Raw genomic sequence first — 13237 nt, 5'->3', positions numbered from 1 at the left:
ACCTTTCACCATATGCGGAAGTACAAACGAACGTAACTTGCCGAGAAATCAAAACCTTTCTTCTTTTGAAAGTTACGGGTATGATAGAATTTATTATAGAAGATTCAGATTATACATAGAAAGAAGTAATCATACCATGGGCCAGACAATCGTTCTTCGCAATCAATTGCGGATGACTAAAATGGAATATCGCGGGATTTTAGCTATTCTATTAGTCGTCAATTATATATTGATCCAGCTGCTGGATAACCAGATTATCCGAAATTTTGCCAGTGTGTACACTTGCTTTTATATTTTGGTCTCACTGCCCACTTTGAGAGGGATGGTCGGGCGAATGACGTATGTCCTGCTCATCTCGACAGTCGCCTTATTAGTCGCGCAACCTAATTTTGTGCCGATATTGTTAGAAGGAGCCATCACGAACCTATCTATCGTTTGCATTTTAGTGTTAGCCCCCTTGCTCGGCATTCCGGTTAGGACGGGAGATTATATTGAGAGTTTACAAAGGGTATTGTCCAAGTTAGGAAACCGGACAGGCATCTCTTATGTCATATTCCTATTGCTGACGCATCTGCTGTCGGTTGTCTTGAATGTCGGCTCCATCGTCATCAACCTGCATTTACTTTCGAGTTCCAACTTGAAGTCGAAACGATTGATCGCCAGTATTCTAGTGCGAGGTTACACGACCATTACGACATGGTCCCCGTACTTGGCGATCATGATTTTGGTGATCGGCCAGTTGGACCTTGCATGGAGTTCAGTGGCTCTGCATTCATTCGGCTTTGTACTTATTTCCCTAGCGGTCGCTGTTGTGTTGGAAAGCAAAGCGTTCCGTAGCGAAAAGGCTTTGATTCGGGCAGATGTCCAGCAAATGAAGGAAGACGATTCGCCGAAGAAGACCGTCCTGAAACTGGCTGAGTTGGTGGCCGTCCTATTTTTATCCACCGGGTTAGTCTTATCGGTGATGCAGATGACCGACATCGGGATGGTCATGTCCATTGCGGCGGTATCTATCCTATTTCCTTTAGTCTGGTGCCTGCTCAAAGGGCAATCCGGAAAATATGTAGAAGAGGTGAAACGGCATACGACGAGCGCTATACCAAGTTTACAGGGGGAGTTTACGCTATTTCTGGTTGCGGGGATATTCAGTTACGTATTCGTCCGTTCGCCGCTAAGTGACCAATTCATCGGTCTTTTAAATTGGGCATTCGGCTCTTCTACACTATTACTCGGTATCTTTCTCTCTATCACGATGATCGGGGCGGCGGTGGCCGGACTGCACCCAGTCGTCTTGCTGACGGTTTTTGTCATGACAATTGATCCGGCGGTCATCGGATTTTCCTCGATGCAATTCGCTTTCCTCTTATTAGGAAGCACCGCAGTAGCCAATACAATTTCACCGAGCACAGCAGTGAACAATCTATTGTCCAAAGAATTGCGCATCGATCTGTTCACCATCTCGTTCAGGTGGAACTGGCGCTACGCCGTCGTGCTGTTCTGCATTCTTCATGTTTATTTGCATGTGGTGGTGGCGTAGTTGGGGAGTGCTGATAATTTGTCGGGAGCGCTGATAACTGGCCGGGACTGCTGATAACTTCGCGATAGTGCTGATAACCCGGCGGGAACACTGATAACTTGTCGGAAGCGCCGATAACTTCAAGCGAGTGCTGATTCATTTCAAATGGGAGGTATGTACATATGGTCGAGACTCAAATTACGAAGCTGTTCAACATCCGCTACCCCATAATCCAAGGAGGGCTGCAAGGGCTCGGTACGTCGTCATTGGTTTCCGCGGTTTCCAATGCGGGAGGTCTCGGGTTGATCACCGCGGGGAGTTACGGGACGAAGGAGGAGATGGTGCGGGATATCGAGGAGACGCGAAGTCTTACAGATCAACCGTTTGGCGTCAATATCGCCATCGGGACGCGCAAGTCGATGGACGAATTCGTCGAAGGAGCGATTGAAGTGCGAGTGCCGGTCGTCTTCACATCGGGGAATAATCCGACTCCATACATGGCTGATTTGAAGTCGGCGGGCATGAAGGTCGTTCACGTGGCACCCTCTGTCCGCTTCGCGAAGAAGGCGGAGTCGCTCGGTTGTGATGCGGTTGTTGTCAACGGATTTGAGTGCGGTGGACATCCCGGCATGGAAGACACGACTAGTTTGACGCTTGTTCAAAAAGCGGTGAAAGAGCTTTCGGTTCCTGTGATAGCGGCTGGCGGATTTTCTACGGGCCGCTCCGTATTGGCGGCGCTCGCTCTTGGAGCGCAAGGCGTGCAGATGGGATCCCGGTTTTTATTATCGAAGGAAGTCCAACTCCCACAGCGGCTCAAGGGTTTATTGCGGGAGGCGAGCGAAACGGACACAATCCTTGTAAAGAAATCGATTGGTCGGACGGCGAGGGTATTCAAGACGGAACATGCGATGGAATTGGCCCGACTCGAAGAACAAGGCGCGACGTTTGAAGAAATCTTCCCGTATATAAGCGGGGAGGCCTACGAGGAAATGCTAAAAACGGGCAACACGGATGTGGGCGTCCTCTCGCTCGGCCAAACAATTGGGCTCATTGATGAAATCAAATCCGTTGCAGAAATTATCGAGGAAATAATGACGGACTACCAGACGGCATTGAATCAATTGGTGAATTTGCAGTCGGCCGTCCGGTAATTGAAAAAGGCAGCTCTCCTCGGAAAGCTGCCTTTTTGTATGAGGTTATTTCCCTGAGGAGGCATCGTAAGCGATCAAGATGACTCCTAATTTTTGCTCCAGTGCCGTCAGTTCCTCCAATTGCTTGGCATCCAAATTCGCCACTGATGTCCGATTTGATGGCATCGCGAACCCTCCTTTTTTGCTATACGCGATAGTGTATCCAAAGAGGAGGAGGCTTATCCTGTCAATCAGAGAAGACGGCGTCTAAATCGATGGCCAAATTTCTAAAGTGGAAAGAGGTAAGAGAATCCTCTTTCCCAAACACGGCCCGTTTTCGATATCGACCTTCCGCCAGCCCGTAGACTTCAATGGTTTTATTAACTGGATCGACAAGCCAGTATTCAGAAATGGCTGTTCGCTCGTATAAATTAAACTTGTGGTTCCGATCCCGTAAAGCGGTTGCTGGAGAAGGCACTTCGACAACGAGCTCGGGAGCTCCGATAGCCCGTTTGTCCCCAATCCGATCCTGATTGCAAAAAACGGAAATGTCTGGCTGGACCAAGGTATAGGGGTCCGTTTCGTCCAATTGCACATCAAAAGGTGCCATATACACAGAGCAGTCCCCTTTTCCATAGTGGGATCGCAATGAAAAAAACAGCTCGCCCACAACCCTTTGATGAAGAGGCGATGGAGCAGGCGTCATATTATACGGTGTCCCGTCAATCAATTCCCAATATCCATCCCGCTCACTGATTTCCGCGACGGTCATCCGATGATCCGAACTTGACTGAGCCATAAAAACACCCCCGCACGTTTTCATAAAGTATAGCACATCGGCATGTAAACCTATCCCGAGAGAACATTTGGCAGTATAGAAATTGAATAAGAAACGAAATAGGAATTGGTGAGGAACGGTAGGAAGTGTGGGTAGGGGAAGAGGAGAGGCGGCAGAAGCCAATCCATCTTACAATTGAAAAGCCCGTCGTCTCCACATCAGACAACGGGCTTTTCATCACGAAATGGTCATCAATTTACGAATGGGAGGCTTCTTCTCCTTCCACGGTTTCGCTTCTTCCAATTGCGCCGCTAATTGCAGAAGCGTGGTTTCATCCGCAAATCGGCCAGTGAACTGCATGCCAATCGGTAAACCTTCGTTACTCCATCCAATCGGAAGGGAGATGGATGGTTGTCCCGTTGCATTGAACAGGTTGGTGAATGGCGCATAGGTGAAGATTTGTTCTGTCCATTCGACCGCATCTATTGAAGGATTGTTGGAATTCAGCAATCCTAATGGCGTTGGCAGCGTAGCAATGGTTGGCGAGAGTAAAACATCATAGTCCGTGAAAAATTGTCCGACTTGGCGGGAGACGGCTGCATTGGTGTCAATGGCTTCCAAAAGATCAGACGCTGGCATCGCTTTCCCGTATTTATAACATTCCCAGATGGCCGCTTCTATATTATCTTCACCCGGCTGACGACCTAAGGCAGACGCGACTCCATTGATCATATGGTGAATGTTAGCTGTCCAGATACGGACGGTTGCCTGGCTAAATGACTCCGCATCGTATTGAGGAGCGGCTTCCACTACTGTATGGCCTAAATCCTCCAGAAGTTTGACGGTTTCATGCAGCTCACGAAGACATTCCTCGTCAACGGGCACTCCTGATGCCGGCTTTCCTGTCCATGCAATTTTCAATGGCTTCGGTGTTGTTTTCATTGCCTGGGCGTATGGGGTTTTCGGCGGTTCTGCCCAGGCGTAGCAACCGACATCCGGGCCGGCGACCGCATCCAACAAGGTGGCTGTGTCACGGACAGTCCTGGATAGTGCAAACTCGATGGCGATGCCATTGAGCGGTTCACTGTTGAAAGGCCCGGCTGGAATGCGCCCTCTCGTCGGTTTCAACCCGACTAATCCGGTACAGGCGGCGGGAATCCTAATCGACCCTCCGCCATCATTAGCATGGGCAAGAGGTGCGATGCCGGCCGCGACCGCGGATGATGAACCTCCACTGGACCCGCCCGGACTGCGGTTTGTATCCCACGGATTTTTTGCCGGCTCGCCATAGAAGGTTGCCTCTGTCGTCGCATTATAGCCGAATTCCGGCGTTGGCGTTGTCCCGACCGTTACGAGACCGGCTTTGCGGAAACGGGCCATCAATTCACTATCTACAGGGAATGTCATACCTTCTGCTAGGCGGCTTCCCATATTGGCGGGAACCCCTTTGGCATGAAGGACTAGCTCTTTTATTAGGAATGGTACTCCTTCAAACGGGCCTTTCGGCAGTCCTTGTTTGATTTCCTCCAACGCTTGGTCTTCGATTGTTGAGGCGACTGCATGGAGTGCAGGATTCAAATCTTCGATGAGATCGAGTGATGTTTGAACCAGTTCTTCGGGTTTTACTTCCTTATTCTTCACTAGTTCCGCAAGACCGATTCCATCATAATTCACATATTCTGATTTTTTCATCTTCTCTCCTCCTTTTTTTCATTGTAATCAAAGAGGATAACGGATACTATTACCCGAAAGAGTTACATGACCATTTAAAATATTCTGAACCAGGAGGAAGATCACTTGTTGCAATTGACGCAAAAAGAGTACAAGAAGATCATGGAAGGTTTGGACCGGGTTGCATTTAACTCGGATAGTAGCAACTTAACAGCGTATCGTCAGAAAGTGGTTGATTGTCTGTTTGAAGTGTTTGGCTATACCAATTTATTTTGGCTACTTGATGACGAAGGGCGGCTAATGGATCCGATCTTCACTAATATTGAAGACAAATCGATGTATGAGTATTTTGAAACGTATCACACCCATGATGTATTGGCGCCGGGGAATATACCGAATGGAGTGCCCACAGCTCCAATCCTGAAAATAAAAGATGTTATGCCGTATACCCAATTTAAAAAGACGGAATACGCATTACACTATTTCGATCGGTTTGGTTATATCGATGAGATGGGAATTTACATTTATGATAAATCGAAGTTGGTCGGGGTAATCGGATTGGTCCGGAAGAAGGAAGAAGGCCATTTTAGTGAGGTCGACCGAAACTGTATCCAGTTCCTTATAAAGTCGATTGAGGGGGCTTTTAATGCAGCGGCCATGATTAGTCAGGAGCAGAGAGAACCGATTTTGGAGGCAAGATTAACTAGTCGAGAAAAGGAAATAGTGAAACTGGTTCGGCAAGGTTTATTGAATAAGGAAATTGGAGAGGCGTTGTCCATCAGTGTAAATACCGTGAAAAAGCATTTGCAAAACGTCTTTCAAAAGATGGGGGTAGAGAACCGGACCGAATTGGGATATCTATTGTCTCGGATAAATCTATGAGTAAAGTCCTCATTTAGGAATAAACTTGTGAACTTGACGAATATCCGCTCCAAAGTGACGGATACCTATGCCGCAGTGACGGATATTCCATCAAAAGTGACGATTATCCATCGATAAGTGACGATAAAATAACGCCAGCACCCGCTTCCGGGATTACTGGCGTTGCATGTTCATTCCATCTGTCCAATCTTCGACGAAATCCGGGTATCCTGCAAACGGGCGGCTAGTACAAGGCCGAGCAGGGCGCCGCTGACGCTCGAAACGAGGAAGGGCGGGACGAAGAAGAATGCTGTGAACGTCGTGCCCATCAGAATTTTGGCGTACGGGACGGCGAACAAGGAGGCGAGGATGCCAGTACCGACCATTTCACCTACGCCGGCGAGCCAGGCCTTTCCAAATCGTTTATATAGTATACCCGCCAAGAACGCGCCGATCATGCCGCCGGGGAATGCCAACAGGGAGCCGGTGCCGGTCAAAATCCGCACCAATCCCGTTAAAAAGGCAATGATGACGGCGGGCACTGGTCCGAGCAGGATCGCCGAGATGACGTTGACGGCGTGCTGGATCGGATAAGCCCGTGCGATACCTGCCGGGAATGAAACGAACGTCGAACCTGCCACCGCAATCGCGACGAACATCGTCATGATGACCATCTTGCGAGTATTCATGATGAAGCCCCTTCCCTCTGTACGATTTCTCCGATCGCTGCCGCAAATTTCTGGGCCGTGGCGAAAGGATCGTCTGCCGACGCAATGGCCGAAATCAAGGACACCCCGCTGGCACCGGCTTGAATGACGGGCTCGAAGTTATCTAGTGTGATGCCTCCGATGCCGACAATCGGCAGATCGGGATGAAGTGAAGTCGTTTTCCGGATCAACCCAGTTCCCGCGACCGGCTTGGCATCCGCTTTCGAAATGGTCGCATAAACGGGACCCATGCCGACGTAATCCGCGCCGGCTGCTAACGCTTGTTGAACCTCTTCCAATGTGTGGGTAGAGACGCCTAGGATTTTATTGGACCCGAGCCGTTCCCGCACGCGTCCCGCTTCCATGTCGTCCTGTCCGACATGGACGCCGTCTGCATCGACGGCTATCGCCAATTCCACGTCATCATTGACGATGAACGGGACGTTGTAGCGCTGACAGAGCTGCTGGCATTGCTGCGCAAATTCCCGTTTTGCCTCTCCGGTCAACGCTCCTTCCCCTTTTTCCCGTAATTGAAAACAGGTTACACCTCCCTGGAGTGCCGCTTCCAACACATTGAGCGGTTCGACTGCTCCGGTATTATTCGATCCCATGATGAAATATAATTTCAACTGCTCTTTAATCGACAAGGACGACACCCTTTCCTGCGTTTTCGCCAAGGCGACGATAGGCCCAATGATTGGTCGGGCCGTGTCCGGCGCCCAGTTCCAATCCATCCCGAATGGCCGCTTGGATGAATTGTTTCGCCTCCGCCACGGCTTCTCCAGCCGTTTTTCCGTTTGCCATCCATGCCGTGATGGCTGCTGAGAACGTACAGCCGGTACCATGCGTATCCTTCGTGTTAATCCGCTCCGAGCGGAGAATGAACCGCTCGCCATCCGCGGAGAGGAATAGGTCTTCCGCAAATTTTTCGTTGTGGCGATGGCCGCCTTTCATAACGACTGCCTGGGCCCCGAGCTCCAACAATTTCTCCGCCGCTTCCAAGACGTCGTCATCCGTTTCGATGGAAACCCCTGTCAGGACTTCTGCTTCCGGGATGTTCGGTGTGATGACTGCCGCAATCGGAATAAGTTCCTGTTGTAACGCATGCACTGCCTCTTCTTGCAAGAGGGAAGCGCCGCCTTTTGCAATCATGACTGGGTCAATGATCAATGCCGGTGGTCCGTACATTCGTAATGTCTGTGCCACCGTTGTAATGATGTCAGCCGAAAAGAGCATCCCCGTCTTCACCGCACCGACATGGAAATCCTCCAAGACTGCCTTTATCTGCGCAATGACACCAGCTGCTTCAATCGGATAGACGCCATGTACGCCAAGTGTATTTTGTGCCGTGACCGCGGTCAGTGCGGATGTACCGAATACATCCAATTCCTGAAAGGTTTTCAGATCGGCTTGGATGCCGGCCCCGCCCCCGCTATCTGAACCAGCGATCGTTAACGCTACTGCTGTCATAGTGAAATGCCTCCTTGTGAAATAAAATCCCCTATTGTAATCAATCGGTCTTCCGTTAAAGCCAATCCATTCAGAAAATGAACTGCAAAATCTCCGGGTCCTGTGGCCGCTTCTGCCGCATGTTCCCCAACTTGTTTATAGAAAGCCAAAGCCGTGGCGGCCGCCTCCAATGGTTTTTCATTCGCCACGGTTAAAAAAGCGCCTACTACGGAACTTAACAGGCAACCCACGCCAGTCACTCGCGTCATTAATGGGTGTCCGCCAGTAATGGACAAGAGATTCTGTCCGTCCGTGACGATATCGACTTCGCCAGATACCGCAACGAGGCAATCGTGGGTAGTTGCGACTTGTTTTGCCAATTTCACCACGTCCGCTTCTCCCTCTCCGGCGTCGACGCCTTTCGCCTGCCAATCAACACCTGCAATGGCCGCCAGTTCCCCTGCGTTACACCGAATGAGCGTGACATCGACCTCCTCCAAAATACGCAGCACAGACTGCTTGCGGAACGCAGTCGCTCCGGCTCCGACCGGGTCCAGAACGACCGGTTTCCCATGCGCATTGGCACTCTTGCCAGCGAGAATCATCGCCTCGACCGTGACCGCCTTCAAGGTGCCGATATTCAGGACGGTACAAGAAGAGACGGCCGCAATTTCAGCAGCTTCCTCGACCGCATCCGCCATCACCGGAGACGCACCCAACGCAAGCAGGCCGTTCGCCTGGAAGTTGGCCACGACAATATTCGTGATGCAGTGAACGAGAGGTTGGTCCTTCCGTAATTGTTGTAGAAGAAGTTTTGGTGAGTTTGACATGACAATCCACTCCTTTTTTGACATTAAAAAATCCGCCTCCTGATCGGATCAGGAAGCGGACGTGTTGGAAAAATGAACGATTGCAATTGCCACTCCACTTCCCTCCGCTGGCATCAACCAGATCAGGTTCCAAGGGTCCGCATATCCATACGCGTCTCAGTCCTTCTACAGGACTCCCCTAGTGGTGAAATATGAATTTATTTTCCACTTCACTATAACATAGTTTCAAGTGATAGCAATAAGGGAATTCGGAATAAGATGCCCAACCAGGTTTAGTCTCTTCCAAAACAAGCAATTATGAAGAGTAGAAGGAGGCTTCGCGTCCATGCAGTCATTATTTGAGATTCAGACAGTCTTGCACAAGGCGGATCTCATTTCATTCACATGGAATGATGTCGGCGGACTGTATCGTGTGTATAAAGATGGAACGCATTTGTACGAAGGGACGGTCGCGGAGTTCAGTGATGGGGATTTCACCCATGCGAAATTCTATACGTACACGGTCGAACGGCTTGAAAATGGGGAAGTGGTCGATGTGATCGTTCTTCAAACATCTGCGTTCGCAGAGGAAAAGAATAAGGAGAATCCCCTGCAATCCATCGTCATGACAACAATTGTTGCCAAGACACAGATTGCGCTGTCTTGGGAGAAGATCAAAGACATCGAAGAATATCATATTTTCCGCAACGGGGTTTATGTAGAAACGGTGAGAGGGAATCGTTATATTGACCGGGACATCCTAGTAGACGAACCTTCCATCTACTCCATCCACGCAGAACGCCCCTTGGCCCAGTCCGAGGAACGGTTGAACGTCAGCAAATCCGTTGTGTCACAAGTGTTTGGCGCCGTCAATCCGTTTGCTACGAAAGAAGAGGCGGAAGTAGAGCAATTTTTAATGACAAAGGAAATTGCATCCCCGAGTCAGTTGCTGTTGCCTGTCAAGGAGAAGAAAGCTCGGAAACGGGTGGACCACTGGAAATTCCGCTATACGACTTTCTTGCAAGAGCAATGGATTACGAACCCCAATGTCCTGTCGCCGAACCATTATTTCAAAGGAGATGGCCGAGGTTTTGCTTCGGACGGCAAAGGTTTCCGGACGCGGGTCGATATCGAACTTACCTATGATTTAGCTCGTTCTCCATTGACCTTTACGAAGCAGGTCGGGGAGTCGGTCGCCTATAATTATTTGAAGCGTTTTCGGGAACGGGCGACCGCTTCACCCGACGGTATCACGCTGGAACGATTGGATCACGGGGAAGATGAGACCGGCTTTCTCCTTCAGCATGCAGTCGGCAATCCGCTGACTACAGCACCGCAAATCGACTACGAAGTAACGGCGGTCATGCGGCGGGACGGTTTGTTCGATATTTGGGGCTATCATGATCAAGCCCCACATCATGAAGTCTATTTGGCTAGAGGCGATGGAGATTGGGAAGACATCCACCTCGCGGCAAGCAAAGGACTTGCCTGGATGTCGCGGATTGTCGCTTGGCAATATTGGCGCATTTCGAACCTGCAGTGAAACAGACTTTTTGACAGCCGGGAGAAGCACTGATATATTTATCTTGAATTAAAGATAAATTACGAGGTGAAGAAATGATCCATATATTCAAAGAAGGACAGAATCCGAAAAGGCCAACCTTGCTTCTGCTGCACGGCACGGGCGGAACGGAACAGGATTTATTGCAATTGGCGGAGTGGGTCGATCCGCAAGCATCGGTGTTGAGTGTGCGTGGGAATGTGTCGGAACACGGCATGCCCCGTTTCTTCCGGCGCTTGGCGGAAGGAGTGTTTGACGAGGAGGATTTGATTGCCCGGACGGCAGAATTGCACCAATTCCTTGACGAGGCTGCCGAAAAATATAACTTCGAGCGTTCCAATGTGGTGGCGATCGGGTATTCAAACGGTGCCAATATTGCGGGGAGTTTGCTATTCCATCATGCAAACAGTTTGAAGGGGGCCATCCTGCATCATCCGATGGTTCCTCGACGCGGGGTGGAGTTGCCCGATTTGGCAGGGGTCCGGGTGTTCATAGCTGCAGGGAAGAACGATCCGATGTGTCCGCCGGAAGAAGCGGAGGAATTGGCGAATTTATTGAATGGGGCAGGTGCGAAAACGGCGATTCATTGGGAAATGAACGGTCATTCACTCACCCGATCGGAAGTGGAAGCCGCGGCGGATTGGTATGGAAAGAACATCGTCCAGTGAATAAAAAGAAGATCGGATAGACATGCTATTTTGGAAATCAAGAGAGGAGAAGAGGAATATGGTGAAAACAGCCATTGTGTATTATAGCTCGACGGGGACCAATTACCAGCTCGCTCAATGGGCGGCGGAGGCGGCGAAGGAAGCCGGCTCGGAAGTCAAGGTGTTGAAAGCTCCTGAGACTGCACCTCAAGCAGCTATTGATTCTAATGAGGCATGGCGGGCGCATGTGGACGCGACAAAAGACGTGCCGGATGTTGCTCCAGCGGATTTGGAATGGGCGGATGCCATCATTTTCAGCGTACCGACCCGGTTCGGCAATATGCCCGGGCAGATGAAGAACTTCCTGGATACGACAGGCGGTCTTTGGGCGCAAGGCAAGCTTGCGAATAAAGCCGTGAGCGCCATGTCCTCTGCACAAAATCCACATGGCGGCCAAGAAGCGACTATCCTCTCTTTGTACACGACCATGTATCACTGGGGAGCGATTGTCGCAGCACCGGGCTACACGGATGCCGTCACATTCGGGGCGGGTGGTAACCCATATGGAACAAGCGTCACGGTGGGACAGGATGGCAAAATGATTGAGGACGTGCAAGCTGCTGTCAAACACCAAGCTAAACGCACTGTACAAGTGGCAGAAGCATTGCAACATCTGAACGCATAAGAACAACCGGCCTGCGGGGGCCGGTTGTTCTTTTTTAGGTGCGCCCGTACCATTAGGAAACATTATGTTTCTTTTTTTCCGGCCGTGGCCAAATGAAATACGAAACAGAAATTGCGAAGTCGATGCCAAGGATAAGTGCCCATGTTTTCAGCACGCCGGATAGGGCGGTCGTTTTTTCCGAATCACCGATGAGATAAATCATCAGCAGTAACAGAGCACCACCGATTAAGAAAGCAACAAGATGCTGGAATGACCCTTTCATGGAGTGGCGTGCGTATGCCCAACCGGTTTTTCGCTTTGGCTTCTCGCCTTGTTTTTTGACATAGTAGCGAAACCGTTCATCAGCCCAACGAATCATGCTTTTACCGAACGCAATCGATACGCCCAGGTACACAGCGGCCAAGGCATGGATCTGTGTTGCCGCTGCGCCGTTGTATAAATCTATTGCGGTGACGGTCAATAATAGAAGATCGATAACGGGAGTCAGGGCCAAGAAAAACAAGCCGAGCTGTTTCCGGTTGAACACATAACGGGTCAGTAACCCAAGCAGGATGACGATCCAAAAACCAATCTCACATGCAATAATCGTCCAGGCGATCAAATTCATAAGCGCACACTCCTTTTTAATACAATTGTATTAATTTAAAGTTATTATACATTATTTGTTTTATTTAATACAAGTGTACTATATATTGCGCAGAAAAATTAATTTGCTAAAATAAAAGTATGCCGAAAATTGTCGATCACGAGAAAAGACGCGAGCAGATTGCCGAGGCAATGTGGCGGGTCATTTTGGATAAAGGGATGGAAGGGGCAACAGTGCGGAATATTGCGGAGGAGGCGGGGCTCTCGCTCGGAGCGCTCCGTCATTATTTTTCGAACCAAGATGATTTGCTAGTCTATGCAATGACTCTCGTGCAAGAGCGGGCGACCGCGCGAATCGGATCTGTCGTAACAAGGGATTTGCAGCCGAAAGAAATGGTCATCGCCGTTTTGTTGGAAATTGTGCCGGTGAATGCCGAGACACGTGCTGAAATGGAAGTGTGGTTTGCGTTCATGGCTCATGTCCGGCATCGGAAAGATACATTAGCGATACCAGAGGATATGATTTTGGAAGGTGTACAAAAACTGGTGGGCCATTTAGCGGCAAGCGGGGTGTTGAAAGAAGGGCTTGATTTTGAGTTGGAGGTTGAGCGGCTTTATTCCCTCATTGATGGAATTGCCATCCATGCTTTCTTCGAGCCGAAGCGTTTGAAGAGTGAACAAGTGATTGCCACGATCCGCTACCACATCGATTCCATCTGTCAGCAGTGAAGAAATTTTTGTTTGTCGTAAGTTTGATGTCATTCAAAGAGAAGGGATTATTTATTTGGCCCAAGCAGAATGAAAGGCTGTCTCCAAGATGTACAAGGGGACAGCCTTT

The 13237-nt window shown here is 49.8% G+C and carries 14 protein-coding genes and 1 riboswitch; of the genes, 7 read left to right on the top strand and 7 right to left on the bottom strand.

The genetic code is table 11. The features are described from left to right. Window positions 1-136 precede the first annotated feature (136 nt). Together MKY41_RS17160 and MKY41_RS17155 are read left to right on the top strand one after the other, a co-directional pair. Complete coding sequence (locus tag MKY41_RS17160) at window positions 137-1537, top strand: hypothetical protein (protein ID WP_340746225.1); 1401 nt, start codon at window positions 137-139, stop codon at window positions 1535-1537. Window positions 1538-1698: 161 nt separating this feature from the next. Further along, on the top strand, window positions 1699-2667 hold the full coding sequence (locus tag MKY41_RS17155) for an NAD(P)H-dependent flavin oxidoreductase (protein WP_340746224.1): 969 nt from the start codon (window positions 1699-1701) through the stop codon (window positions 2665-2667). Between the two features lie 226 nt (window positions 2668-2893). On the opposite strand, the gene MKY41_RS17150 is transcribed toward MKY41_RS17155, so the two are convergent. Together MKY41_RS17150 and MKY41_RS17145 are read right to left on the bottom strand one after the other, a co-directional pair. After that, window positions 2894-3445 carry a Uma2 family endonuclease gene (locus MKY41_RS17150; protein WP_340746223.1) on the bottom strand — a complete coding sequence of 184 codons (552 nt, stop codon included), beginning with the start codon at window positions 3443-3445 and terminating at the stop codon, window positions 2894-2896. A gap of 216 nt (window positions 3446-3661) precedes the next feature. After that, window positions 3662-5116, bottom strand: a complete 1455-nt coding sequence (locus MKY41_RS17145) for an amidase (RefSeq protein ID WP_340746222.1) — start codon at window positions 5114-5116, stop codon at window positions 3662-3664. A gap of 105 nt (window positions 5117-5221) precedes the next feature. On the opposite strand from MKY41_RS17145, the gene MKY41_RS17140 reads away from it, so the two are divergent. Beyond that, complete coding sequence (locus tag MKY41_RS17140) at window positions 5222-5977, top strand: response regulator transcription factor (protein ID WP_340746221.1); 756 nt, start codon at window positions 5222-5224, stop codon at window positions 5975-5977. Window positions 5978-6147: 170 nt separating this feature from the next. On the opposite strand, the gene thiW is transcribed toward MKY41_RS17140, so the two are convergent. From thiW to thiM, 4 genes are read right to left on the bottom strand one after another with little or no spacing between them, the layout of a single operon-like run. After that, a complete protein-coding gene (thiW, locus tag MKY41_RS17135; RefSeq protein WP_340746220.1) occupies window positions 6148-6645 on the bottom strand; it encodes an energy coupling factor transporter S component ThiW in 498 nt (165 codons plus the stop codon). Further along, window positions 6642-7310 (bottom strand): thiamine phosphate synthase, encoded by a 669-nt coding sequence (gene thiE / locus MKY41_RS17130; RefSeq protein ID WP_445683347.1) that lies wholly within the window; start codon window positions 7308-7310, stop codon window positions 6642-6644. Before thiE ends, thiW begins: the two co-directional genes overlap by 4 nt. Beyond that, complete coding sequence (gene thiD, locus MKY41_RS17125) at window positions 7300-8133, bottom strand: bifunctional hydroxymethylpyrimidine kinase/phosphomethylpyrimidine kinase (protein WP_340746219.1); 834 nt, start codon at window positions 8131-8133, stop codon at window positions 7300-7302. The genes thiE and thiD overlap by 11 nt, the downstream gene beginning before the upstream one ends. Further along, the gene (thiM, locus tag MKY41_RS17120) at window positions 8130-8942 is read right to left on the bottom strand and encodes a hydroxyethylthiazole kinase (RefSeq protein WP_340746218.1); all 813 of its coding nucleotides are present in this window, start codon (window positions 8940-8942) and stop codon (window positions 8130-8132) included. Before thiM ends, thiD begins: the two co-directional genes overlap by 4 nt. Window positions 8943-9024: 82 nt before the next feature. Further along, window positions 9025-9132: riboswitch (TPP riboswitch) on the bottom strand. 135 nt (window positions 9133-9267) lie between these two features. Here thiM and MKY41_RS17115 point away from each other — a divergent pair. From MKY41_RS17115 to wrbA, 3 genes are all read left to right on the top strand, one after another. After that, entirely contained in the window at window positions 9268-10464 is a 1197-nt protein-coding gene (locus tag MKY41_RS17115) for a DUF3238 domain-containing protein (protein ID WP_340746217.1), read from the top strand. Between the two features lie 74 nt (window positions 10465-10538). Further along, window positions 10539-11150: an alpha/beta hydrolase gene (locus MKY41_RS17110; protein WP_340746216.1), complete on the top strand. Its 612-nt coding sequence runs from the start codon at window positions 10539-10541 to the stop codon at window positions 11148-11150. Window positions 11151-11208: 58 nt separating this feature from the next. Beyond that, the gene (gene wrbA, locus MKY41_RS17105) at window positions 11209-11814 is read left to right on the top strand and encodes an NAD(P)H:quinone oxidoreductase (protein WP_340746215.1); all 606 of its coding nucleotides are present in this window, start codon (window positions 11209-11211) and stop codon (window positions 11812-11814) included. Window positions 11815-11866: 52 nt separating this feature from the next. Here wrbA and MKY41_RS17100 read toward each other — a convergent pair whose 3' ends face one another. Next, window positions 11867-12421 (bottom strand): hypothetical protein, encoded by a 555-nt coding sequence (locus MKY41_RS17100; protein ID WP_340746214.1) that lies wholly within the window; start codon window positions 12419-12421, stop codon window positions 11867-11869. Between the two features lie 119 nt (window positions 12422-12540). Here MKY41_RS17100 and MKY41_RS17095 point away from each other — a divergent pair, with 119 nt between their 5' ends. After that, on the top strand, window positions 12541-13128 hold the full coding sequence (locus MKY41_RS17095; RefSeq protein WP_340746213.1) for a TetR/AcrR family transcriptional regulator: 588 nt from the start codon (window positions 12541-12543) through the stop codon (window positions 13126-13128). The last annotated feature ends 109 nt before the right edge of the window (window positions 13129-13237 follow it).

It is taken from the genome of Sporosarcina sp. FSL W7-1349, assembly GCF_038003045.1.
Lineage (GTDB): Bacteria > Bacillota > Bacilli > Bacillales_A > Planococcaceae > Sporosarcina.
Note: the sequence above shows the minus strand (reverse complement) of the source record. Positions and strands in the feature narration are given on the sequence as shown.

What these genes read in the sequence shown, in the direction of transcription:
- MKY41_RS17160 (WP_340746225.1), top strand. Translation starts at nt 137, where the DNA reads ATGGGCCAGACAATCGTTCTTCGCAATCAATTGCGGATGACTAAAATG.
- MKY41_RS17155 (WP_340746224.1), top strand. Translation starts at nt 1,699, where the DNA reads ATGGTCGAGACTCAAATTACGAAGCTGTTCAACATCCGCTACCCCATA.
- MKY41_RS17150 (WP_340746223.1), bottom strand. Translation starts at nt 3,445, where the DNA reads ATGGCTCAGTCAAGTTCGGATCATCGGATGACCGTCGCGGAAATCAGT.
- MKY41_RS17145 (WP_340746222.1), bottom strand. Translation starts at nt 5,116, where the DNA reads ATGAAAAAATCAGAATATGTGAATTATGATGGAATCGGTCTTGCGGAA.
- thiW (WP_340746220.1), bottom strand. Translation starts at nt 6,645, where the DNA reads ATGAATACTCGCAAGATGGTCATCATGACGATGTTCGTCGCGATTGCG.
- thiD (WP_340746219.1), bottom strand. Translation starts at nt 8,133, where the DNA reads ATGACAGCAGTAGCGTTAACGATCGCTGGTTCAGATAGCGGGGGCGGG.
- thiM (WP_340746218.1), bottom strand. Translation starts at nt 8,942, where the DNA reads ATGTCAAACTCACCAAAACTTCTTCTACAACAATTACGGAAGGACCAA.
- MKY41_RS17115 (WP_340746217.1), top strand. Translation starts at nt 9,268, where the DNA reads ATGCAGTCATTATTTGAGATTCAGACAGTCTTGCACAAGGCGGATCTC.
- MKY41_RS17110 (WP_340746216.1), top strand. Translation starts at nt 10,539, where the DNA reads ATGATCCATATATTCAAAGAAGGACAGAATCCGAAAAGGCCAACCTTG.
- wrbA (WP_340746215.1), top strand. Translation starts at nt 11,209, where the DNA reads ATGGTGAAAACAGCCATTGTGTATTATAGCTCGACGGGGACCAATTAC.
- MKY41_RS17100 (WP_340746214.1), bottom strand. Translation starts at nt 12,421, where the DNA reads ATGAATTTGATCGCCTGGACGATTATTGCATGTGAGATTGGTTTTTGG.
- MKY41_RS17095 (WP_340746213.1), top strand. Translation starts at nt 12,541, where the DNA reads ATGCCGAAAATTGTCGATCACGAGAAAAGACGCGAGCAGATTGCCGAG.